Annotated in this window: 20 protein-coding genes and 1 riboswitch; of the genes, 16 read left to right on the forward strand and 4 right to left on the reverse strand. The window is 63.8% G+C overall.

The features are described from left to right. Positions 1-4: 4 nt before the first annotated feature. The 10 genes from OE856_RS05500 to OE856_RS05545 all read left to right on the forward strand — a co-directional run bounded on the left by OE856_RS05500 (position 5) and on the right by OE856_RS05545 (position 9,203). Positions 5-568: a SoxW family protein gene (locus tag OE856_RS05500; protein WP_263715046.1), complete on the forward strand. Its 564-nt coding sequence runs from the start codon at positions 5-7 to the stop codon at positions 566-568. A 161-nt stretch (positions 569-729) separates the two neighbouring features. Beyond that, a complete protein-coding gene (gene soxX / locus OE856_RS05505) occupies positions 730-1,206 on the forward strand; it encodes a sulfur oxidation c-type cytochrome SoxX (RefSeq protein ID WP_263715047.1) in 477 nt (158 codons plus the stop codon). 33 nt (positions 1,207-1,239) lie between these two features. Further along, a complete protein-coding gene (soxY, locus tag OE856_RS05510) occupies positions 1,240-1,662 on the forward strand; it encodes a thiosulfate oxidation carrier protein SoxY (RefSeq protein ID WP_263715048.1) in 423 nt (140 codons plus the stop codon). 17 nt (positions 1,663-1,679) lie between these two features. Further along, positions 1,680-2,009, forward strand: a complete 330-nt coding sequence (gene soxZ / locus OE856_RS05515; protein WP_263715049.1) for a thiosulfate oxidation carrier complex protein SoxZ — start codon at positions 1,680-1,682, stop codon at positions 2,007-2,009. A gap of 31 nt (positions 2,010-2,040) precedes the next feature. Next, on the forward strand, positions 2,041-2,886 hold the full coding sequence (gene soxA, locus OE856_RS05520; RefSeq protein WP_263715050.1) for a sulfur oxidation c-type cytochrome SoxA: 846 nt from the start codon (positions 2,041-2,043) through the stop codon (positions 2,884-2,886). Positions 2,887-3,010: 124 nt separating this feature from the next. Continuing rightward, positions 3,011-4,702 carry a thiosulfohydrolase SoxB gene (gene soxB, locus OE856_RS05525; protein WP_263715051.1) on the forward strand — a complete coding sequence of 564 codons (1,692 nt, stop codon included), beginning with the start codon at positions 3,011-3,013 and terminating at the stop codon, positions 4,700-4,702. 47 nt (positions 4,703-4,749) lie between these two features. Beyond that, the gene (gene soxC, locus OE856_RS05530; protein WP_263715052.1) at positions 4,750-6,027 is read left to right on the forward strand and encodes a sulfite dehydrogenase; all 1,278 of its coding nucleotides are present in this window, start codon (positions 4,750-4,752) and stop codon (positions 6,025-6,027) included. Further along, a complete protein-coding gene (locus OE856_RS05535; RefSeq protein ID WP_263715053.1) occupies positions 6,011-7,090 on the forward strand; it encodes a c-type cytochrome in 1,080 nt (359 codons plus the stop codon). Before soxC ends, OE856_RS05535 begins: the two co-directional genes overlap by 17 nt. 117 nt (positions 7,091-7,207) lie before the next feature. After that, positions 7,208-7,906, forward strand: coding sequence for a c-type cytochrome (locus OE856_RS05540; protein WP_263715054.1), 699 nt, complete (start codon positions 7,208-7,210; stop codon positions 7,904-7,906). Positions 7,907-7,931: 25 nt separating this feature from the next. Then, on the forward strand, positions 7,932-9,203 hold the full coding sequence (locus OE856_RS05545; protein WP_263715055.1) for an NAD(P)/FAD-dependent oxidoreductase: 1,272 nt from the start codon (positions 7,932-7,934) through the stop codon (positions 9,201-9,203). A gap of 57 nt (positions 9,204-9,260) precedes the next feature. Here the strand turns inward: OE856_RS05545 and OE856_RS05550 are convergent, their stop codons facing one another. After that, positions 9,261-9,746, reverse strand: coding sequence for a flavin reductase family protein (locus tag OE856_RS05550; RefSeq protein WP_263715056.1), 486 nt, complete (start codon positions 9,744-9,746; stop codon positions 9,261-9,263). A 437-nt stretch (positions 9,747-10,183) separates the two neighbouring features. Between OE856_RS05550 and OE856_RS05555 the strand changes: the two genes are divergently transcribed. Then, complete coding sequence (locus OE856_RS05555; protein ID WP_263715058.1) at positions 10,184-10,522, forward strand: phasin family protein; 339 nt, start codon at positions 10,184-10,186, stop codon at positions 10,520-10,522. A gap of 58 nt (positions 10,523-10,580) precedes the next feature. Here the strand turns inward: OE856_RS05555 and OE856_RS05560 are convergent, their stop codons facing one another. The 3 genes from OE856_RS05560 to rpe form a co-directional block, all read right to left on the reverse strand. Further along, entirely contained in the window at positions 10,581-12,266 is a 1,686-nt protein-coding gene (locus OE856_RS05560) for a bifunctional protein tyrosine phosphatase family protein/NAD(P)/FAD-dependent oxidoreductase (RefSeq protein ID WP_263715059.1), read from the reverse strand. 132 nt (positions 12,267-12,398) lie between these two features. Further along, positions 12,399-13,343, reverse strand: coding sequence for an MBL fold metallo-hydrolase (locus OE856_RS05565; RefSeq protein ID WP_263715060.1), 945 nt, complete (start codon positions 13,341-13,343; stop codon positions 12,399-12,401). A 61-nt stretch (positions 13,344-13,404) separates the two neighbouring features. After that, positions 13,405-14,091, reverse strand: coding sequence for a ribulose-phosphate 3-epimerase (gene rpe / locus OE856_RS05570; RefSeq protein WP_263715061.1), 687 nt, complete (start codon positions 14,089-14,091; stop codon positions 13,405-13,407). 132 nt (positions 14,092-14,223) lie between these two features. Between rpe and OE856_RS05575 the strand changes: the two genes are divergently transcribed. The 5 genes from OE856_RS05575 to OE856_RS05595 all read left to right on the forward strand — a co-directional run bounded on the left by OE856_RS05575 (position 14,224) and on the right by OE856_RS05595 (position 21,076). Next, entirely contained in the window at positions 14,224-16,647 is a 2,424-nt protein-coding gene (locus tag OE856_RS05575) for a heavy metal translocating P-type ATPase (protein WP_263715062.1), read from the forward strand. Beyond that, positions 16,644-17,030: a Cu(I)-responsive transcriptional regulator gene (gene cueR, locus OE856_RS05580; RefSeq protein WP_263715063.1), complete on the forward strand. Its 387-nt coding sequence runs from the start codon at positions 16,644-16,646 to the stop codon at positions 17,028-17,030. Before OE856_RS05575 ends, cueR begins: the two co-directional genes overlap by 4 nt. 73 nt (positions 17,031-17,103) lie before the next feature. Continuing rightward, positions 17,104-17,302: riboswitch (cobalamin riboswitch) on the forward strand. Positions 17,303-17,419: 117 nt separating this feature from the next. After that, complete coding sequence (locus OE856_RS05585) at positions 17,420-19,261, forward strand: TonB-dependent receptor plug domain-containing protein (protein WP_263715064.1); 1,842 nt, start codon at positions 17,420-17,422, stop codon at positions 19,259-19,261. Then, positions 19,236-20,090 (forward strand): ABC transporter substrate-binding protein, encoded by an 855-nt coding sequence (locus OE856_RS05590; protein WP_412174859.1) that lies wholly within the window; start codon positions 19,236-19,238, stop codon positions 20,088-20,090. Before OE856_RS05585 ends, OE856_RS05590 begins: the two co-directional genes overlap by 26 nt. Further along, the gene (locus tag OE856_RS05595; protein ID WP_263715066.1) at positions 20,087-21,076 is read left to right on the forward strand and encodes a FecCD family ABC transporter permease; all 990 of its coding nucleotides are present in this window, start codon (positions 20,087-20,089) and stop codon (positions 21,074-21,076) included. Before OE856_RS05590 ends, OE856_RS05595 begins: the two co-directional genes overlap by 4 nt. The last annotated feature ends 3 nt before the right edge of the window (positions 21,077-21,079 follow it).

The raw sequence follows: 21,079 nt of genomic DNA on the forward strand, positions 1-21,079 counted from the left end.
TCCGATGACCAAACTGACACTGACATTGGCGGCGTTGCTGGCGCTGGCCCTTCCTGCGCTGGCCGGGCCGCCGATGGGCGATGACGGGCTGCACAAACCCGTTTGGCTGGAAGACACGTTCAAGGACATGTCCGAGGATTTCGCCAGCGCCCAGGATCAGGGCAAGCGGCTGCTGATCATATGGGAGCAGCGCGGCTGCCTCTATTGCAAGAAGATGCATACCGAGGTCTTTCCCGACCCCGCGATCCAAGAGATCCTGACCCAGAACTACTTTATCGTGCAGATGAACCTGTTCGGTGATGTCGAGGTCACCGATTTCGACGGCACCACGCTATCCGAAAAGGAAATGGCGCGGCGCTGGGGCGTCATGTTCACGCCGACGATGATGTTCATGCCTGATTCCCTGCCCGAAGGCGGCCATGCGGGGCAGGCGGCTGTGGCGGTCATGCCCGGCGCCTTTGGCAAGGGCACGACCACGGCGATTCTGAACTGGGTGCTTGAGAAGGGCTATGAGGGCGACGAGCACCTGCAGAAATACATTGCCCGCACGGTTTACAGCGCAGACTAGGCCTTTGGCCCCCGGAATTCTGCATTGCAGCAACAATGTTGCGCTGCGGTGCAGAATTTCGCAATTTAAAAAATATGCAAAAAACTAGATTTGTTATTGCATGCCGCGGAATACATCCGCTACTTTCTCGGTGGGAAAGAGAGACTGGGAGGACTCTTTTAATGAAACGTGCAATCCTGACCGTCGCCAGCCTTGTGCTGGGTGCCGGCATTGCGGGGGCTGAGATCGCCCCTGCGGATGTGAAATACGATGACGCGGGCGCCGTGGCCGAGTCGCTGACCGGCGCTGCCGGCGATGCGGCAGCCGGGCGGGCGGTCATTGGTTCCAAGAAGCTGGGCAACTGTGTGTCCTGCCATGCGATCAGCGAAATGTCGGACGTGCCGTTCCACGGCGAAGTCGGCCCGCTGCTTGATGGCGTCGCTGACCGCTGGAACGAGGCCGAACTGCGCGGCATCGTCGCCAATGCCAAGAATACCTACGACGGCACCATGATGCCGTCGTTCTACAAGACCACCGGTTACATCCGGCCTGGCGATGCCTTTACCGGCAAAGCCGCCCAGACGGACCCGTTGCCGCCGCTGTTGAGTGCTCAGCAGATCGAGGACGTGGTCGCCTATCTGATGACCCTCAAGGACTGATCCCCGGATCATTCCCCTGACAAGGAGAGAGCAATGCAACTGACACGACGTGACGCGATCGCGCTTGGGGCCGGGGCTGCGGCTGTTGCCACCCTGCCGATGCCTGCCTTCGCCAGCGCCACCGCCGACGAACTGATCGCCGCCTTTACCGGTGGTGCCGAAATGGGCGAGGGGGGTCTGACTTTGACCGCCCCCGAGATCGCCGAGAACGGCAACACCGTTCCGGTCAGCGTGGACGCCCCCGGCGCCACCTCGATCTTGCTGCTGGCAACCGGCAACCCGACGCCGGGCGTCTGCACCTTCAACTTTGGTCCTCTGGCCGGCTCGCAGGCCGCCTCGACCCGTATTCGCCTTGCCGGCACCCAGGATGTGGTGGCCGTCGCGAAAATGGCCGATGGCAGCATTGTAAAGGCCTCGAGCACCGTGAAAGTCACCATCGGCGGCTGCGGCGGCTGATTTAGGAGAACAAAGACATGGCATCTGATGTAAAACCCCGCGTCAAGGTCCCGAAAACGGCGGCTGCCGGTGAGACCATCACCATCAAGACCCTGATCAGCCACCCGATGGAATCGGGCCAGCGTAAAGATGGCAGCGGCAACGTGATCCCGCGCTCGATCATCAATCGCTTCACCTGTGACTTCAACGGCCAGAACGTCGTCGACGTGACCCTGGAACCGGCGATCTCGACCAACCCCTATATCGAGTTCGACGCCAAGGTTCCCGAGGCCGGCGAGTTCAAGTTCACCTGGTACGACGACGACGGCTCTGTCTACGAAGACTCGAAGCCGATCGCGATCGGCTGAGCGAACGTTTCGGCATTCAGGGAGGAAACGCATGAAACTCAAATCGCTCACCTCGGCCGTGGCCCTGCTGGCGCTTGGCGCTGGCATGGCTGTTGCCGATGAAAACGCGCCGCTGGTCATCAACGGCGAAATTGAAATCGTGACCCGGACCAAAGCGCCCGAGCACATGGAAAACATGTCTGAAATCCGCTCTGGCTGGACCTTCCGTTCGGAAGAAACCCAGAAATTGCAGATGGATGACTTCGACAACCCCGGTATGATCTTTGTCGATCAGGCTCGCGAGGCATGGGAAACCGCGATGGGCACTGAGGGCAAGGCTTGTGCCGACTGCCACAACGAGCCTGAATCGATGGCCGGTGTGCGCGCCAAGATGCCCAAGTGGAACGAGGCCGCAGGCGAAGTCTGGACGATGGAGATGTTCATCAACAGCTGCGTCACCAACCGCATGGGCGCCGAGAAATGGGGCTGGAACTCGTCCGAGATGGTCAACATGACCGCTCTGATCAGCTCTGTCTCGCGCGGCATGCCGATGGATGTGGCGATCGACGGCCCCGCCGCCGAGACCTGGGAAAAGGGTAAGGAAATCTACTATACCCGTTACGGCCAGTTGGAACTGTCCTGTGCGAATTGCCACGAGGACAACTACGACAATCTGATCCGTGCCGACCACCTGTCGCAGGGCCAGATCAACGCCTTCCCGGCCTATCGCCTCAAGAACGCCAAGCTGAACTCGATCCACAACCGGTTCAAAGGCTGTATCCGCGACACCCGCGCCGAGACCTTCAAGGAAGGCTCGCCCGAGTTCATCGCGCTTGAGCTGTATGTCGCCTCGCGCGGCAACGGTCTGTCGGTCGAAGGCCCGTCGGTCCGCAACTAAGACATGAACCCGCCCGGCCAGGCGCCGGGCGGGCATTCGTTTGTTCCTTTTTCTGCATGTGGTCACCGACACTGAGCTCAGTCGTCGGGCGGTTGCCTGCATCCATGACGGAGACGACAGAACGATGATTTCGCGGCGAGATTTCTTGCAGGCCACCGTGGCGGCCTCGGCCATTTACGGGGCTTCGGGCGTTGGCAACTGGGCAAAGCTGGCAGCGCAACAGGCGCTGACGCAGGATGACCTGCTGGGCTTTGACACCTATGGCAACATCACCCTGGTTCACGTCACCGACATTCACGGCCAGCTGAAACCGATCTATTTCCGCGAGCCCGAGATCAACCTTGGCGTCGGCGATGTCAGCGGCCTGCCGCCGCATGTGACCGGTCAGGATTTCCTGAACCTGTTCAACATGACCCCCGGCACGCCCGAGGCCTATGCGCTGTCCTATCAGGACTTTACCGCGCTGGCCAAAACCTATGGCCGCATGGGCGGTCTGGACCGTGTCGCCACCATCCTCAACCACATCCGCGCCGATCGCCCCGACGCGTTGTTGCTGGATGGCGGCGACACGTGGCACGGCTCGTATACCTGCCTCAAGACCGACGCGCAGGACATGGTCAACGTGATGAACGCGCTCAAGCCCGATGCGATGACCTCGCACTGGGAATTCACGCTGGGCATCGACCGCGTGAACGAGATCGTCGAAAGCCTGCCTTTCGCCTTCCTGGGCGCCAACATCTTTGACGCCGAATGGGACGAACCCGCCTACGAGCCCTACAAGTTCTTTGAACGCGGCGGCGCCAAGGTGGCTGTGATCGGCCAGGCCTTCCCCTATATGCCGATCGCCAACCCGAAATGGATGTTCCCCGGCCTCAGCTTCGGCGTGCGCGAGGAGCGCATGCGCGAGGTGGTACAGGAGGTGCGCGATCAGGGCGCCGACCTGGTGGTCGTGCTGTCGCACAACGGCTTTGACGTCGACCGCAAGATGGCGGGGCAGGTCGATGGGATCGACGTGATCCTGACCGGCCACACCCATGACGCGCTGCCCGAGCCGGTGATGGTGAACAACACCATGCTGATCGCCTCGGGTTCGAACGGCAAATTCGTCACCCGCCTGGATCTGGACGTTCAGAACGGTCAGCTGATGGGCTTCCGCCACAAGCTGATCCCGGTGTTCTCGGACGTGATCGAGGCCGACAAGGACGTGGCCGCCGTGATCGACGCCGAACGCGCCCCCTATGAGGCCGAGATGGCCGAGGTTCTGGGCCGCACCGACAGCGAGCTATATCGCCGCGGCAACTTCAACGGCACCTGGGACGACCTGATCTGCAACGCGCTGATCGAGGAACGCGAGGCCGATATCGCCATGTCGCCCGGCTTCCGCTGGGGCCCCAGCCTGATTCCGGGCGACGAGATCACCCGCGAGGATCTGTTCAACGCCACCTCGATGACCTATCCCAACGCCTATCGCAGCGAGATGACCGGTGAAACCATCCATGTCATTCTCGAAGACGTGGCCGACAACCTGTTCAACCCCGACCCCTATTACCAGCAGGGCGGGGACATGGTGCGCGTCGGCGGCATGGGCTACCACATCGACGTCAGCAAACCGCAGGGCAGCCGCATCACCAACATGACGCTGCTGAAAACCGGCGAGGCAATCGACCCCGCGAAAACCTATGTGGTGTCGGGCTGGGCCTCGGTGAACGAGGGCACCGAAGGGCCGGCGATCTGGGATGTGGTCGAGAACTACGTCAAGCGCAAAGGCACCATCACCATCGACCCGAACAAATCGGTGCAGGTGACGGGCGCATGATCCGCAAATCTGATCAGAACAACGTGACTGTAACAAAGGGTGAAGCCATGACAGACAGCTCCAACCCCTGGTCCACGCGGCGCGGCTTTCTCAAGGCCGGTCTTGCCGCAGGTGGGGCAGTGGCCGCCGGAGGGGCGGCACATGCAGCGGGCGATCCGCTGATCACCGAGACCCAGCCCTGGGCCCAGGGTCTGGGCGACGGCGTTGACGCCACGCCTTACGGCCTGCCGATCAAGTATGAGGGCGATGTCGTTCGCCGCAACGTGGAATGGCTGACCGCCGACACGATCAGCTCGATCAACTTTACGCCGATCCACGCGCTGGATGGCACGATCACCCCGCAGGGCTGCGCGTTTGAACGCCACCACTCGGGCGCGATCGAGCTGCGCAAGGAAGATTATCGCCTGATGATCAACGGCCTTGTCGATCAGCCGCTGGTCTTTACCTACGAAGATCTGGAACGCTTTCCGCGCGTGAACAAGACCTTCTTCCTGGAATGCGCCGCTAACACCGGCATGGAATGGGCCGGCGCCCAGCTGAACGGCGCCCAGTTCACCCACGGCATGATCCACAACATGGAATATACCGGCGTCACCCTGCGCACCCTGCTGGAAGAGGCGGGTCTTGGGGCTGCGGGCGATCTGAAAGACAAATGGGTCTATGTCGAGGGCGCCGATGCGTCGTCGAACGGGCGCTCGATCCCGATGGAAAAGGCGCTGGATGACTGCATGATCGCCTTCAAGGCTAACGGCGAGGCGCTGCGCAAGGAACATGGCTATCCCGTGCGTCTGGTCGTTCCCGGCTGGGAAGGCAACATGTGGGTCAAGTGGCTGCGCCGGATCGAGGTCATGGACCAGGCCGTGCAAAGCCGCGAGGAAACCAGCAAATACACCGACACGCTGGAAGACGGCACCAGCCGCAAATGGACCTGGGTCATGGACGCCAAATCGGTTGTCACCTCGCCCAGCCCGCAATCGCCGATCAAGCACGGCCCCGGCCCGCTGGTCGTCACCGGCCTGGCCTGGTCGGGCCGCGGCGCGATCGAACGCGTCGACGTGTCGACCGATGGCGGCAAGACCTGGCAAACCGCCCGTCTGGCCCAGCCCGGCCAGCCGATGGCGCTGACCCGGTTCTATCTCGACATCAACTGGGACGGCTCGGAGATGTTCCTGCAAAGCCGCGCCATGGACAGCACCGGTTACGTGCAGCCCACCAAGGCGCAGCTGCGCGAGGTGCGCGGGCTGAACTCGATCTATCACAACAACTGCATTCAGACCTGGTGGGTCAAAGCGAACGGGGAGGCCGAGAATGTCGAAGTATCGTAATCTGGTGATCGGCACCGCACTGGCAACCTCGCTTGGCGCGGCACCCGCGCTGGCCGACAAACTGGGCCTTGGCCGCCCGGCGCTGCCCGAAGAAATCGCTGCCTGGGATATCGATGTCAGCCCCGATGGCACCGGCCTGCCGGTCGGCTCGGGCTCTGTCGAAGATGGCGAGATGATCTTTTCGGAAAACTGCGCCGTCTGTCACGGCGAGTTCGCCGAGGGCGTCGACAACTGGCCGAAACTGGCCGGGGGGCAGGGGACGCTGGACCGCGAAGACCCGCTGAAGACCGTGGGGTCGTACTGGCCTTACCTGTCCACGACCTGGGACTATGTGAACCGCTCGATGCCGTTCGGCAACGCGCAAAGCCTGTCGGATGACGATGTCTATGCCATCGTGGCCTACATCCTCTATTCGAACGACCTGGTCGATGACGATTTCGTTCTATCGAACGAGAACTTCCTTGAGGTCGAGATGCCCAATGCCGAAGGCTTCATCATCGACGACCGGGCCGAGACCGAATATCCGCATTGGACGGGCGAGCCCTGCATGACCGACTGCAAGGACAGCGTCGAAATCACGATGCGCGCGGCCGTGCTAGATGTGACCCCCGACGAAGAGGGCGCTGAACCCGCTGCCGAGGCTGCTGCTCCGGCGCAGGAAGAAGCCGCGGCCCCGGCCGAGCAAGCGCCGGCAGAGGAAGCGGCTGCCGCACCCGCCGAAGCTGCCCCTGCAGAGGTCGCTGCGGTTGATCCCGAACTGGTCGCCGCCGGTGAGAAGGTCTTTAAAAAGTGCAAAGCCTGCCACGAAGTGGGCGATGGCGCGAAAAACAAGACCGGTCCTCAGTTGAACGGCGTTCTGGGGCGTGATATAGCCTCGATCGAAGGATTCCGGTATTCGAAGACCTTTATGGATATGGTCGGCCAAACTTGGGATGCAGCATCCATGGATGCCTTCCTGGCCGATCCCAAAGGTTTTGCGCCCAAGACGAAGATGTCGTTCGCGGGCCTGAAGAAAGAAGATGATCGAGCAGCGATTATCGCTTACCTCCAGTCGCTGCAATAACTGTCCTTCGGGATGGTACTTGGGCGGCCCCTTGGGGCCGCCTTTTTTTGCAGCGTTTATTCATACATTCTTGATTGTGATTTCAAGCTATAGTTTAGTTGCGCTATGAACCGGTTTTTGAGAATATTTTCCGCATCCGTGATTGCCCTGCTGCCTCTGGCGGCTCAGGCCGAATTGGCCGGTGACGCCGACCGTGGCGCCGAGGTCTGGAACAAATGCAAGGGCTGCCACCAGATTGGCGAAGGGGCCGTGAACCGCATCGGCCCGCAGCTGAACCGGCTGTTCGGCCGACAGGCGGCCTCGATCGAGGGGTTTAGTTACTCCAAATCGATGCAGCGCGCCGGCAATGACGGGCTGACTTGGACGTTTGAAACCCTCGACGCCTATATCGACAACCCCAAGGCGCTGGTGTCGGGCACCCGGATGAGCTTTCCGGGCGTCAAAGACGCGCAGGACCGCGCCGATCTGATGGCCTGGCTGCGGCGCTATTCGGACAAACCGTCGGACATCCCCGACGCCGAACCGACCGCGCGGCTGGATTACATTCACGTCGACCCGGCGGTGTTCGAAATCAAGGGTGACCCCGAATTCGGTGAATACCTGGCCAGCGAATGCACCACCTGCCATCTGCGTGACGGCAGTGATGAGGGCATTCCGTCGATCACACTGTGGCCCGAGGACGATTTCGTCGCGGCCATGCATGCCTACAAGCAGCAGCTGCGCCCGCATCCCGTGATGCAGATGATGGCCAGCCGCCTGACAGACGAAGAGATCGCGGCCCTGGCCGCGTATTTTGGCGCGCTTGAGGACGAGTAGCGCCGCAACAGGGAGGAAATAACGAATGACTTTGAACAGACGCAGCTTTCTGGGCGCGGCTACGGCCACCGCTGCCAGCCTTGGTGCCGCACGAGTTTGGGGCGCATCCCATGGCAAGCCCCGCGTCGTGGTGATCGGCGGTGGCGCCGGCGGTGCGACCGCGGCGCGCTATATCGCAAAAGACAGCAATGGCGAGATCGACGTTACGCTGATCGAACCGACCCGCACCTATTACACTTGTTTCTTCTCGAACCTCTATATCGGTGGCTTCCGCGAGCTGTCGTCGATTGCCCATACCTATGGCACCTTGGCCGCCGAATACGGCGTCAATGTCGTCCATGACTGGGCCGTCGGCATCGACCGCGACGCGAAAACCGTGTCGCTGGCGGGCGGCTACACGCTGCCCTATGACCGTCTGGTCGTCAGCCCCGGCATCGACTTCATCGAAGGCTCGGTTCCCGGCTGGGGTGTCGAGACGCAGAATGCCATGCCGCATTCGTGGAAGGCCGGGTCGCAGACCCAGCTGCTCAAAGCCCAGATCGAATCCATGCCCCAGGGCGGTACCTTTGCCATGGTCGCTCCGCCCAACCCGTTCCGCTGCCCTCCCGGGCCGTATGAGCGGATCTCGATGGTGGCGCATGTTCTCAAGGAAACGAACCCCACCGCCAAGATCCTGATCGCCGACCCCAAGGAAAAGTTTTCCAAGCAGGGCGTGTTCGAGGAAGGCTGGAACAAGCACTACTCTGGCATGATCCAGCGCATCGGCCCCGATTTCGGCGGCGACAAGGTCGAGGTTCGTGCGGACTCGATGGAACTGGTGATCGACGGCGAAGTCGAAAAGGTCGACGTCTGCAACGTGATCCCGGCGCAAAAGGCCGGCCGCATCGCCGAGCTTGCCGGCCTGACCGGTGCGAACGGGTTCTGCGACATCGTTCCCGCCACCATGCAAAGCCGTGTGGATGAAAACATCCATGTGCTGGGTGACGCCTGCAATGCCGGCGACATGCCCAAATCGGGCTTCTCGGCCAACAGCCAGGCCAAGGTCGCGGCCATGGCCGTGCGTGCGGCGCTGACCGGATCCAAGGCCTTCCCGGCCAAGTATTCGAACACCTGCTGGTCGCTGGTCGAAACCAATGACGGCATCAAGGTGGGCGCATCCTATCAGGCCACCGAGGAAAAGATCGCCCAGGTCGACGGGTTTGTCAGCCAGACCGGCGAAGACGCCGATCTGCGCAAGGCGACCTTCGAGGAAAGCCTGGGCTGGTATGCGGGCATCACCGCCGACATGTTCGGCTGATCCGGCACATTGGTGACAAGAACAGGCCGGCCCTTCGGGGCCGGTTTTCTTTTGCGCCTAGCCGTGCGGCGCGTAGTGGCCGTAGCCGCCCTGGGCAAAGACCAGCGGCTTGACCGGCTGGGTTTCGGCCATCAGCACCTCGCCGACGACGATCGCGTGGTCGCCCGCCTCGTGCAGCGCCACCCGTCGACAGGTCAGCCGCGCGGCAAACCGGGTCAGGCGGGGCAGGCCGTTTGTGTCGGTCTCCCACAGCTCGGGCGGAAAGCCATGCCCGGCGCGGGCATATTGGCGCGACAGGGCGGCCTGATCCTCGGCCAGGATGTGGATGGCATAGTCCTGCGCCGCGCAGAACAGATCATAGCGCCGCGAGGCCTTGGCCGGGCACCACAGCACCAGAGGCGGGTCAAGTGACACCGAGGCAAAGCTGTTGGCGGTGATGGCGGATGGCCCGTCGGGGCCCTGACAGGTGACGATGGTCACGCCGGTGGGATAGCGCCCCAGCACGTCGCGATAGGCGCGTCCGTTTCCGGCGCCCGGGGTCATTCTGTCTGCCTGCATCTGGTCTCAGCCGCGGTTCCCGTTTCTCAGGTGATAGCACGCTCACCGCCCGAAACAACCCGCGCCCGGATAAAGAAAATTGGGGCGGCCACTGGGGCCGCCCCGGAAACGCAACAATCACAACTTGAAAAGATGTCGGCGCAGCCGACAGGAAGGGTATGCCGGCACCCTGAAACAACCGTGTAACAAACTGGCGACAGTTTCACGTGATCGCGCCCGAAAACCTGCGCCCGGGCCGGATTTTTACCCGGTTTTGCCCGATATCCGGGCGTGCGGTCGCAGGTCGGCCAGCCAAACAGGCATGACAAAGCCAAGATCGCACGCGAAGGGCTTTGCCAAACGCGAATCTCGTCCTAACCTCTGCTCCGGTTCCCAGATTCGATGCGCCCGGGCAAGGGCGCCTGCACAAAGGAGGACGTGCTATGGCGGACAAAGGAAAGCCGAAACTCGGTGATCTCAACAACATTCCGGGCATGAAAGAGGCCCAGGATGGCATGACCATGATGGGCAAGGTCGGCAAGATGATGGTCGATCACATGGGGCGCTCTGGCGCCAGTTTTGCCGAATTCATCAACTCTCGGGTCAAGCAGGACATGGAGCTGCAGCAGCAGATCGTGAAATGCAAGGACGTGAAAGAGTTGCAGCGCATTCAGACCGAGTATCTGAAGACCGCGATGAAGCAGTACACCGCCGAGACCCAGAAGGCGATGCATGACGGGGCGCAGGTTCTCGAAGACCTGATGAAACGCGCCAAGGGCTGATCGCCCGCCACCGTCGAAAATGACGACCGCCGCAGCCCCTGGCCGCGGCGGTTTTTCGTTACTCGTTGCCCACCTTGCGGAAGGTCATCTGCGGCTGGGCCAGGTATTCATGGCCGCGGAACATGCCCGACCAATAGACCGGCGGCAGCATCCGTTCCTTGAGGAACCACGCCAGGCGCGACGGTTTCTTGCCGTCGATCAGCCAGTCGGGGAAGCTGGGCAGCAGCGCGCCGCCATAGCCGAACTCGGCCAGCACGATCTTGCCGCGTTCCACCGTCAGCGGGCACGAGCCATAGCCGTCATAGGCGGCCACCGGGTCTTTGCCATCCAGCACCGCCAGCGCGTTGACCGCCACCACCGGCGCCTGCTTGCGCACCGCCGCGGCGGTCTTGGCGTTGGGGGTGTTGCAGCCGTCGCCCAGGCCAAAGATGTTGCCATAGCGCGTGTGGCGCAGCGTGGCCTGATCGACATCGACCCAGCCCGCGGCGTCGGTCAGCTGCGAGGCCTTGATGAAATCAAGGCCGGTCTGCGGCGGGCAGACATGCAGCATGTCGAACTCTTTCTCGACCGTGGTCTTGGTGTCGCCATCCGTGACCTCGAAAGTCGCCACCTTGGCCTCGCCATCGACCTTGATCAGGTTGTGGAAAAAGCCCAGACGCGCGTCGTATTTCTGCACATATTCCATCAGCGCCGGCACGTAGTCGGGCACCCCGAACAGCACGCCGCCGGCATTGCAGAACTCGATGTCGATATCCTTCAGCACCCCGGTGCGCAGCCAGTAATCGGCCGACAGATACATCGCCTTTTGCGGCGCGCCGGCGCATTTGATCGGCATCGGCGGCTGGGTGAAAATCGCGCGCCCCTTGCGGGTCTGCTGCACCAGCTCGTAGGTATAGGGCGCCAGGTCAAACCGATAGTTCGACGTGACCCCGTTCTTGCCCAGCGTGGCAGGCAGGCCCTCGACGGCCTCCCATGCCAGGCGCAGGCCGGGGCAAACCACCAGCACGTCATAGCCATAGCGCGCGCCGTTCTCGAGCGCGACCTCGTTGCGGTCGGGATCAAACCCCGCCACCGCGCCGCGGATCAGCTGCACCCCGTCGGGGATGACCTCGGACATGCGCCGCACGGTCTGGGTCTTGTTGAACACGCCCGCGCCGACCAGCGTCCAGCCGGGTTGATAGTAATGTTCCTCGCGCGGCTCGATGATCGCCACCTTGGCCTGCGGGCGGCGTTTCAGGATCGAGGCCGCCGTGGCCACGCCCCCGGCGCCGCCACCCACGATCAGGATGTCGAATTTCTCGGGGCGGATCTTGTGCGCATCGACGCCAAAGCGGGTTTCCATCCGGGGACGGATGCCCGACAGGTCATAGCCCGCCTGACCGGTGGCGTTCAGAATCGCCTCGGGTGACAGCATCTTGGACCGCGCCAGCGCCCACAGCGTGGACGACCGCGTGCCGGTGCGGCAATAGGCCAGGATCGGCCCCTTGCAGCCCTTGAGCGCCTCGTCAAACGTGTCGATCACCTCGTCCGAGATGACGCCGGGCTTGATCGGTACGAAGCGGAACTCCAGCCCGGCCTCGCGCGCAGCGGCGGCGATTTCGCCGGCGGGGGTCTGGTCGTCGGCCTCGCCATCAGGGCGGTTGCAGATCAGTGTCTTATAGCCGGCCTCGGCAATTGCGGGCACGTCAGCGACGGTGATCTGCGGCGCCGCGGCAAAGCTGGGCGCGATCTGTCTGATTTCCATGTGTTCCTCCACACTCGGGCGCCATCACCGGGTGATGCGGCAAACGGGTGGCCGATGACCAACCCACACCCGGGGCGCTTCCCCCATGCCGATTACAGCATGGGGGGCAACGGGAAAAGCCCGGATTGCGGGTTATTCGAACTCCATCTCGGCATAGACGACGCCGGCGTTCTTGGTGGCCAGTTCCTCGAACGTGTCGAGATGGGCAAAGGGCGACTGGTCGACATAATAGGCATCATCCAGCGAGCCGCCGTTTTCCAGATGCTCGCCGATCTTGCCGCGCAGATAGGTCAGGTAGTCATAGGTGCCCTTGCGAACCATCGGCATGTTGGTCGGATGGCCGTGGCCGGGGATCACATAGGTCGCGCCCAGCGGTTCAAAAGCGGTTTCCCAGGTCTCCAACCAGCAGCTGGTGCAGGTATCGGCAAAGATCGGGGGCATGCGTTCATGAAAGGCGATGTCGCCCGCGATCACCAGTTTCTGCTCGGGCAGCCAGACCTGGATGTCGCCGGGGCTGTGCGCGGGGCCAAGGTGCAACACCTCGATATGCATCTCGCCCATGTCGATGGTGTAGCTGTCTTCGAAGGTGATCGTCGGGCCCTGGGCCACGGTGCCCTCGGCGTTGTCGCGGGCATAGCCCTTCATGCCTTCGAGAATCTGATAGCTGTTGGCCTCGAATTCCTCGGCCGCATCCACATGGGCCAGAATGTCGATGCCTTGCTCGGTCCAGTAATTGTTGCCCAGCATCGCATGGCCCTGGCCGTTCTCGTTGATCACCAGCTTGACCGGCTGATCGGTGAGGGTCTTGATCTCGTCATGCAGCGCCTTGGACAGCGCGTAATTCGCGCCTGAGTTCACGACAATCACGCCGTCGCCGGTGACGATGAAGGACAGGTTGTTGTTATGGCCCGCATTTTCATAAGTCGGAGGCGCGGTCGCGCCGATCGCGGAATAGACATTCGGGATCACCTGCACCGGTTTTTCATACAGAACCGACTGCGGGTATTGATCGGGGATATCCTCGCTGGCCAGGGCAGGGGCGGCCATCAGCGGCAGGATCAAGGCATAACGATACATACGGGTTTCCTCCATGAGACCCGCAAAGCATATTCATATCTGAATGTGTGACAAGTGTTGCTTACAACACGGCCTCGGCCGCGGCGCGAATGGCACGGATATTGTCGCCATAGACGCCCGGATTATCGACCGAGCCGCCCTTGAACACGCCCGAGCCAGCCACCAGCACATCGGCCCCGGCCGCCGCCATCAGCGGCGCGGTTTCGGTCGTGATGCCGCCGTCGATTTCAATGTGAATCGGCCGGTCGCCGATCATGGCGCGCAGCTTTTTCACCTTGTCGATCTGGCTGTGAATGAATTTCTGCCCGCCAAAGCCGGGGTTCACGGTCATCACGCAGATCAGGTCGACCATATCCAGCAGGTATTCGACATCGTCGATGCCGGTGCCCGGGTTGATCGCCAGCCCGGCCTTGCAGCCCGCGCCGCGAATGGCCTGCAGCGTGCGGTGAATATGCGGCCCGGCCTCTAGATGCGCGGTCAGAACATCGGCGCCGGCCTGCGCGAAGGCGTCGATATAGGGATCGACCGGAGCGATCATCAGGTGCACATCCATCACGGTGTTGATGTGCTTGCGGATGGCGGCACACAGCGGCGGGCCAAAGGTCAGGTTCGGCACGAAATGCCCATCCATCACGTCGACATGCACCCAGTCACAGCCCTGATCCTCGATGGCGCGGATTTCCTGGCCGAAATTGGCAAAATCCGCCGACAGGATGGACGGGGCGATCTTGATGGAACGGTCGAACATGGGGATTCCTCGATTCGTGCGATGCCGCCGGTTTAGCGCATCCGGCCGCAAAGGGAAAATATTAGGGCAGGGGGTTGACGTTCCAGTCACTGGAACCCCTATCTGAAGGAGGAATTCAAAAGGATGAGTCCCATGTCCGCCCAGAATACCGCCCGCCTGAACATCGCCGGCCTTAACTGCGCCTCATGCGTGCGCCGCGCCGAAACCGCGCTGTCCAAGGTGCCCAACGTGACCGAGGCCCATGTGAACCTGGCCTCGAAAAGCGCCGATGTGCACTATGACGGCGCGCTGTCGCCGGTGCTGGACGCGCTGCGGGGCGCGGGCTTTGGCGTCGAGACCCAAGAGGTCTTGCTGGATGTCGAGGGCGCTAGCTGCGCCTCTTGCGTGGGGCGGATCGAAAAGGCCGCACTGGCCCAGCCCGGCGTGATGGCTGCGGCGATGAACCTGGCATCGGGGCAATTGCGGGTGCAGATGGCGGGCGGCGATGCGGGCGATATTGCCCGCGCGGTGACTGATGCCGGCTATCACGCCCGCGCCCATACGCCCGACACCCCGCAAGAAGACCGCACCGAGGCCGAGCTGCGCAGCCTGCGCCGCGATCTGACCCTGGCCGTGGTGCTGACCCTGCCGGTGTTCATCCTGGCCATGGGCGGGCACCTGATCCCGGCCTTTCACCACTGGATCGCGATGACGATCGGCGACACGGCAAACAATATCATCCAGTTCGTCCTGACCTCCGCCGTGCTGGTCGGGCCGGGGCGGCGGTTCTATCGCCACGGCGTGCCGCTGCTGCTGCACGGCGCGCCCGATATGAACGCGCTGGTCGCCATGGGCACCTTTGCGGCCTGGGCCTATTCCACCGTGGCCACCTTTGCCCCCGGGCTGCTGCCCGAAGGCGCGCGCGGCGTTTATTTCGAGGCCGCCGCCGTGATCGTCACGCTGATCCTGCTGGGCCGTCTGCTCGAGGCCCGCGCCAAGGGCCGCACCGGCGCCGCGATCAAGGCGCTGATGGGCCTGCGCCCCGACACGGCCCGCGTGCTGACCGATGCGGGCGAGATCGACCGCCCGGTGGCCGAACTGCAGGTGGGCGACATCATCCGCCTGCGCCCGGGCGAACGCATCGCCACAGATGGCGAGGTCACCGGCGGCGACAGCTATGTCGACGAATCCATGATCACGGGCGAGCCGGTGCCGGTGCAAAAACACCTGGGCGCTCCCGTCACCGGCGGTACGATCAACGGGCAGGGCACGCTGACCTATCGCGCCACCCGCGTCGGCAGCGACACCGTGCTGGCGCGCATCATCGACATGGTGCAGGCCGCCCAGGGTGCCAAGCTGCCCATCCAGGGCATGGTCGACCGCATCACCGCCTGGTTCGTGCCTGCCGTCATGGCGGCAGCTGCGCTGACGGTGGTGCTGTGGCTGATCTTTGGCCCTGATCCGGCGCTGACCTTTGCGCTGGTCGCGGGCGTGTCGGTGCTGATCATCGCCTGCCCCTGTGCCATGGGGCTGGCCACGCCGACCTCGATCATGGTCGGCACCGGCCGCGCGGCCGAGCTGGGCGTGCTGTTCCGCAAGGGCGACGCGCTGCAATCGCTGCATGAGGTCGCCGTGGTGGCCTTTGACAAGACCGGCACCCTGACCGAGGGCAAGCCCGCGCTGACCAGCGTCGCGCTGGCCGACGGCGTGGATCGTGACGCCCTGCTGCGGCAGGTTGCGGCGGTCGAGGCCCTGTCGGAACACCCCATCGCCCGCGCCATTGCCGATGCTGCCAAGGGCCCGCTGCCGACGGTAGACGGGTTTCAATCCATCACCGGTTATGGCCTGCGCGGCACGGTTCAGGGCGCCGATCTGCTGGTGGGCGCTGAACGGCTGATGCTGCGCGAAGGGATCGAGATCGCCGCCCTGGCGCCTGCTGCCGCCGATCTGGCCCGCACCGGCGCAACCCCGGTCTTTGCCGCCGTCAATGGCCAGCTGGCCGCCGTTCTGGGCGTGTCGGACACGGTGAAACCCTCGGCCCGCGCCGCCATTGCCGCGCTGCACGCGCAAGGCGTGAAAACCGCGATGATCACCGGCGACACCCAGGCCACTGCCGACGCCATCGCCGCCGATCTGGGCATCGACCACGTGGTCGCGGGCGTGCTGCCCGAGGGCAAGGTCGCGGCCGTGCAGGATCTGATGAGCCACGGCAAGCTGGCCTTTGTCGGAGACGGCATCAACGATGCCCCCGCGCTGGCCCGCGCCGATGTGGGCATTGCCATCGGCACCGGCACCGATGTCGCGATCGAAGCCGCTGACGTGGTGCTGATGTCGGGCGATGTGGGCGGGGTGGAACGCGCCTTTGCCATCAGCCACGCCACCCTGCGCAATATCCGCCAAAACCTGTTCTGGGCCTTTGGCTATAACGTGCTGCTGATCCCGGTTGCGGCGGGGGCGCTTTATATCTTTGGCGGGCCGCTGTTGTCGCCCATGCTGGCGGCGGGCGCGATGGCGCTAAGCTCGGTCTTTGTGGTGACGAACGCCCTGCGCCTGCGCCGGGCAGGGGGTACGGCATGAATATCGGCGAGGCCTCAGACCGCGCGGGCCTGCCCGCCAAGACCATCCGTTACTATGAGGATATCGGCCTGATCACCCCCGCCCGCACCGATAGCGGGTATCGCGACTTTTCCGATACCGATCTGCACCGGCTGATCTTTCTGGGCCGGGCGCGGGGCCTGGGCTTTACCATCGAGGAATGCCGCGCCCTGTTGCAGCTTTACGACGACAAGTCCCGCGCCAGCGCCGATGTGAAACGCATCGCCCAGCAGCACCTGGTGCAGATCGGCGAGAAGATCGCCGAGCTGGAGGCGATGCGCGCCACGCTGTCCGACCTGGTCGATGCCTGTCATGGCGACCACCGCCCCGATTGTCCGATCCTGACCGGGCTGTCCCGCAGCTAGCGCCTGGCCTGCATTTATTATGCCAAACGGCCGCCGCCCAAGCGGGTTCCGATTGACTCTGGTTACATAATTGTTAATGAGACGCCACTTCGGTTCCGCCATTTCGCGGATGAAAAGGGAACGCGGTGACGCCCGATCGGGCCATTCCGCAGCTGCCCCCGCAACTGTAAGCGGCGAGCAAGGTTGACTATGCCACTGGGATCACCACCCGGGAAGGCCAGCCGCGCGACGACCCGCAAGCCAGGAGACCTGCCGAGGTGATCACCCTTTTCGGGGCGCGGGGTGCGTCTCGGAGGCGGCGAAACCGCAGCGGTGACACACTCACCGTCTGTGGCAGGGCCAGTCCCTTCCCAGGCATGACGAACTGGAAGACCGAGGGGCACCGGACCATGAAGAACGTCCTGATTACCACGACCGCCGCCGCCGCGCTGATTGCCGGGTTGGCACCTAGCGCGATGGCGCAAGAGCCGATCCAGCTGGATACGCTGAGCGCAACCGCCAACCTTGACGAAATCGATGTCAGCCGCACCGGCAACACGGTGGAAATCGTCACTGGCGACGACCTGAAAGACAGCGGCGAACTGCGCCTGACCGACGTGCTGTCGCGCCTGCCGGGCGTCACCATCCGCTCGACCGGGCCGATGGGCACGCGCACGGGCATCCTGATCCGTGGCGCCAGCCAGAACTATGTCAGCGTCTATGTCGACGGCATCGAGGTCACCGACCCCTCGATCACCCAGTCGCAATTCGACTTTGGCGGCCTGGGCACCTCGGGCATCAGCCGTATCGAGGTTCTCAAGGGCTCGCAATCGGCGCTCTATGGCTCCGAGGCGATCGGCGGCGTGATCAACATCACCACCAACCGCGCCACCGAGATCGGCACCGAGCAATCGGTCGAGCTGGAACTGGGCAGCTATGACAGCCTGCGCGCCAGCTATAATTTCGCCGCCAAGGCCGAAGACCACGAACTGGCCTTCAACCTGACCCACACCCAAAGCGATGGCTTCTCGGCCGCCGACGAAAACGACGGCAACACCGAGGCCGACGGGTTCGACGGCAACCGCGCCACGTTCTACGGCCACAAAGAACTGGAAAACGGCACCCGCATCGGCTTTGCCGGCTTTGTCGAGGAATATGAAAGCGACTTCGATGAATTCGCAGGCGCCGGCGGCGACGGCACCCCGGGCGACGAATATAACGACAACCAAAGCTGGGGCCTGCGCGGCTTTGTCGAATTCGCGACCGGCGATGTCGAGAACAAGCTGAACCTGACCTACACCGATTTCAACCGGGTCAGCACCTATAACGGCTTCCCGGCGATCTTTGACGGCACCCGCGCCAAGCTGGCCTATCAGGGCAGCACCGACCTGGGCGCGACCACCATGCTGGCCTTCGGCGCCGACCTGACCCGCGAAACCGCACAGGACAATTTCGGCTTTTCCGCCGATAACAACGTCGCCGGCCTGTTCGGAGAGCTGGTCTATTCGCCGACCGATCGTTTCGACCTGACCGCCTCGATCCGCCATGACGATCATTCCGAATTCGGCGGCTACACCACCGGGCGCCTGTCGGCGGCCTTCCGTCCCACCGAAGACGTGATCTATCGCGCCGCGCTGGGCACCGGGTTCCGCGCGCCCTCGCTTTATGAACTGTACAGCGGTTTCGGCGATCCGACCCTGACCCCCGAAACCAGCCTCAGCGCCGAACTGGGCGTCGAGAAGAAATATGGCGAACGCGGCTCGGTGCGCGCCACGCTGTTCTATCTCGAGGTCGAAGACCTGATCGCCTATGACTTTGCCGCCGTCGGCTGTGCCTTTGGGCCGGGCTGTTACGCGCAGGTGCCGGGCATGTCGCGCCGCAGCGGGATCGAACTGGAAACCGAATTCGCCGTCAGCGAGACGCTGGCCCTGGGCGGGTCCTATACCTACACCGACAGCGCCACCTCGGCCACGTCGTCCTGGGCCACCGTCCCGCGCCACGATATCGGCCTGTGGGCCTCGCATCAGTTCACCGATGCGCTGTCGGGCACGTTTACCGTGGAATATGCCGGCAGCCGCCCCAGCGGCCTGTCGAACTATACCGTGGCACATGCCAATTTCACCTACTCGGTGACGGACGACACCCAGGCCTATCTGCGCGTCGAGAACGTATTCGACACCGAATACCAGACCGTGTCCGGCTATGGCACATCTGACCGGGCCTTCTATGTCGGCCTGCGCAAGAACTTCTAAGCGCATACCTGTGCTGATCGCCGCGCTGAGCATCCTGCTTGGCGCGGCCCTTCCAGCGAGCGCGGCCCCCAAGCGGGTCGTGTCGCTGAATGTCTGCACCGATCAGCTGGCGATGATGCTGGCCGAGCCGGGGCAGCTGGTGTCGGTGTCATTCCTGGCCCGCGACCCGCGCAGCTCGGCCATGGCCGATCAGGCGCAAGCCTATCCCGTCAATCACGGCCTCGCCGAAGAGGTGTTCGAGCTGCAACCCGACCTGGTGCTGGCCGGCACGTATTCGTCGCGCGGGGCGGTGATGATGCTGCGGCGGCTGGGGATCGAGGTGATCGAGTTTCCGCCTGAAAACGGGCTGGACGGGGTGCGCCGCAACCTGACGCGCATGGGGCAGGCACTGGGGCAAGAGACCCGCGCCGCCGCGCTGTTGACCGCGTTCGAGACCGATCTGGCCGCCCTGCGCGCCGATCCGCCCCGCCGCCCGCGCGTGGCGCTTTACGGGCCCAATGGCTATACCACCGGCGATGACACGCTGGCCGGTGCGATCCTGGCCACTGCCGGGTTTGACAACATCGCCGCCGAGGCCGGTCTGCCCGGAGGCGGCACCCTGCCGCTGGAACAGCTGGTCATGCTGCAACCCGACCTGATCATCACCGGCACCCGCTACGAGGGCTCATCGCGCGCCGAGGCCCTGCTGGACCACCCCGCGCTGACCGATCTGGCCGCGATGCCGCGCGTGCGTGCCACGGGCGGGGCCTGGGTCTGTGGCACGCCGCATCTGCTGGACGCGGTGCGAGAAATGGTCGATCTGCGCCGGGAAATGGAGACAGGGCAATGAGATACGGCGCGCTGTTGATCCTGCTTTCCGGCCTTGTCGCGCTGTTATTCTGCGCCTCGCTGCTGATCGGCCCCGCCGCGCTTGGCTTTGGCGAAAGCGTGCAGGCCCTGCTGTCCGGCAAGGGCGAGGCCGCCGTTCTGGTGATGCGCGAAATCCGCCTGCCGCGCGCCCTTTTGGGCGTGATGCTGGGCGCCAGCCTGGGCCTGTCGGGCGCCGCGATGCAGGGCTATCTGCGCAACCCGCTGGCCGAGCCGGGCCTGATCGGCGTTAGCTCATCCGCCGCCCTTGGCGCGGTGCTGGCGCTGCAAACCGGGCTGGCTGCGGCCTTTGCGCTGGCGCTGCCGCTGATGGCGCTGGCGGGGGCGGTGATCTCGGTTCTGCTGCTGCTGATGCTGGCCGGACCGCGCGGCAGCAGCCTGACGCTGATCCTGGCCGGCATCGCGGTCAGTGCATTCGCGGGCGCGCTGACCTCGCTGGTGCTGAACCTGTCGCCCAACCCCTATGCGGCGGCCGAGATCGTGTTCTGGATGCTCGGCTCTCTGTCCGATCGCAGCTTTACCCATGTCTGGCTGGCACTGCCCTTCATGGCGGCGGGTGCCGCGCTGCTGGCCACGCTGGCACGCGGGCTGGATGCGCTGACCTTGGGCGAGGACGCCGCCCAGGCGCTGGGGATCAGCCTGTCGCGTCTGCGGCTGGTGCTGGTGGCGGGTGTTGCCGCCAGTATCGGCGCGGGCGTCGCCGTGGCCGGGGCTGTGGGATTCATCGGCCTTGTGGTGCCGCACCTGTTGCGCCCGCTGGTCGGCGCGCGGCCCGGGCGGCTGCTGGCGGCCTCGGCCCTGGGCGGCGCGGCGATGCTGTTGGCCGCCGATATCGCTGTGCGCCTGATCACGCCCGACCGCGACCTGAAACTGGGGGTGCTGACCGCGCTGGTGGGCGCGCCGCTCTTCCTGCATCTGATCTATAAAACCCGGAGGGAGGGCCTGTGACCG

The organism is Actibacterium sp. XHP0104 (genome assembly GCF_025751515.1).
In the GTDB taxonomy this organism is placed as follows: domain Bacteria; phylum Pseudomonadota; class Alphaproteobacteria; order Rhodobacterales; family Rhodobacteraceae; genus Actibacterium_D.

Excerpts from the sequence above, each read along its gene's own strand:
- OE856_RS05500 (WP_263715046.1), top strand. The coding sequence starts at position 5 with ATGACCAAACTGACACTGACATTGGCGGCGTTGCTGGCGCTGGCCCTT.
- soxX (WP_263715047.1), top strand. The coding sequence starts at position 730 with ATGAAACGTGCAATCCTGACCGTCGCCAGCCTTGTGCTGGGTGCCGGC.
- soxY (WP_263715048.1), top strand. The coding sequence starts at position 1,240 with ATGCAACTGACACGACGTGACGCGATCGCGCTTGGGGCCGGGGCTGCG.
- soxZ (WP_263715049.1), top strand. The coding sequence starts at position 1,680 with ATGGCATCTGATGTAAAACCCCGCGTCAAGGTCCCGAAAACGGCGGCT.
- soxA (WP_263715050.1), top strand. The coding sequence starts at position 2,041 with ATGAAACTCAAATCGCTCACCTCGGCCGTGGCCCTGCTGGCGCTTGGC.
- soxB (WP_263715051.1), top strand. The coding sequence starts at position 3,011 with ATGATTTCGCGGCGAGATTTCTTGCAGGCCACCGTGGCGGCCTCGGCC.
- soxC (WP_263715052.1), top strand. The coding sequence starts at position 4,750 with ATGACAGACAGCTCCAACCCCTGGTCCACGCGGCGCGGCTTTCTCAAG.
- OE856_RS05535 (WP_263715053.1), top strand. The coding sequence starts at position 6,011 with ATGTCGAAGTATCGTAATCTGGTGATCGGCACCGCACTGGCAACCTCG.
- OE856_RS05545 (WP_263715055.1), top strand. The coding sequence starts at position 7,932 with ATGACTTTGAACAGACGCAGCTTTCTGGGCGCGGCTACGGCCACCGCT.
- OE856_RS05550 (WP_263715056.1), bottom strand. The coding sequence starts at position 9,746 with ATGACCCCGGGCGCCGGAAACGGACGCGCCTATCGCGACGTGCTGGGG.
- OE856_RS05555 (WP_263715058.1), top strand. The coding sequence starts at position 10,184 with ATGGCGGACAAAGGAAAGCCGAAACTCGGTGATCTCAACAACATTCCG.
- OE856_RS05560 (WP_263715059.1), bottom strand. The coding sequence starts at position 12,266 with ATGGAAATCAGACAGATCGCGCCCAGCTTTGCCGCGGCGCCGCAGATC.
- OE856_RS05565 (WP_263715060.1), bottom strand. The coding sequence starts at position 13,343 with ATGTATCGTTATGCCTTGATCCTGCCGCTGATGGCCGCCCCTGCCCTG.
- rpe (WP_263715061.1), bottom strand. The coding sequence starts at position 14,091 with ATGTTCGACCGTTCCATCAAGATCGCCCCGTCCATCCTGTCGGCGGAT.
- OE856_RS05575 (WP_263715062.1), top strand. The coding sequence starts at position 14,224 with ATGTCCGCCCAGAATACCGCCCGCCTGAACATCGCCGGCCTTAACTGC.
- cueR (WP_263715063.1), top strand. The coding sequence starts at position 16,644 with ATGAATATCGGCGAGGCCTCAGACCGCGCGGGCCTGCCCGCCAAGACC.
- OE856_RS05585 (WP_263715064.1), top strand. The coding sequence starts at position 17,420 with ATGAAGAACGTCCTGATTACCACGACCGCCGCCGCCGCGCTGATTGCC.
- OE856_RS05590 (WP_412174859.1), top strand. The coding sequence starts at position 19,236 with ATGTCGGCCTGCGCAAGAACTTCTAAGCGCATACCTGTGCTGATCGCC.
- OE856_RS05595 (WP_263715066.1), top strand. The coding sequence starts at position 20,087 with ATGAGATACGGCGCGCTGTTGATCCTGCTTTCCGGCCTTGTCGCGCTG.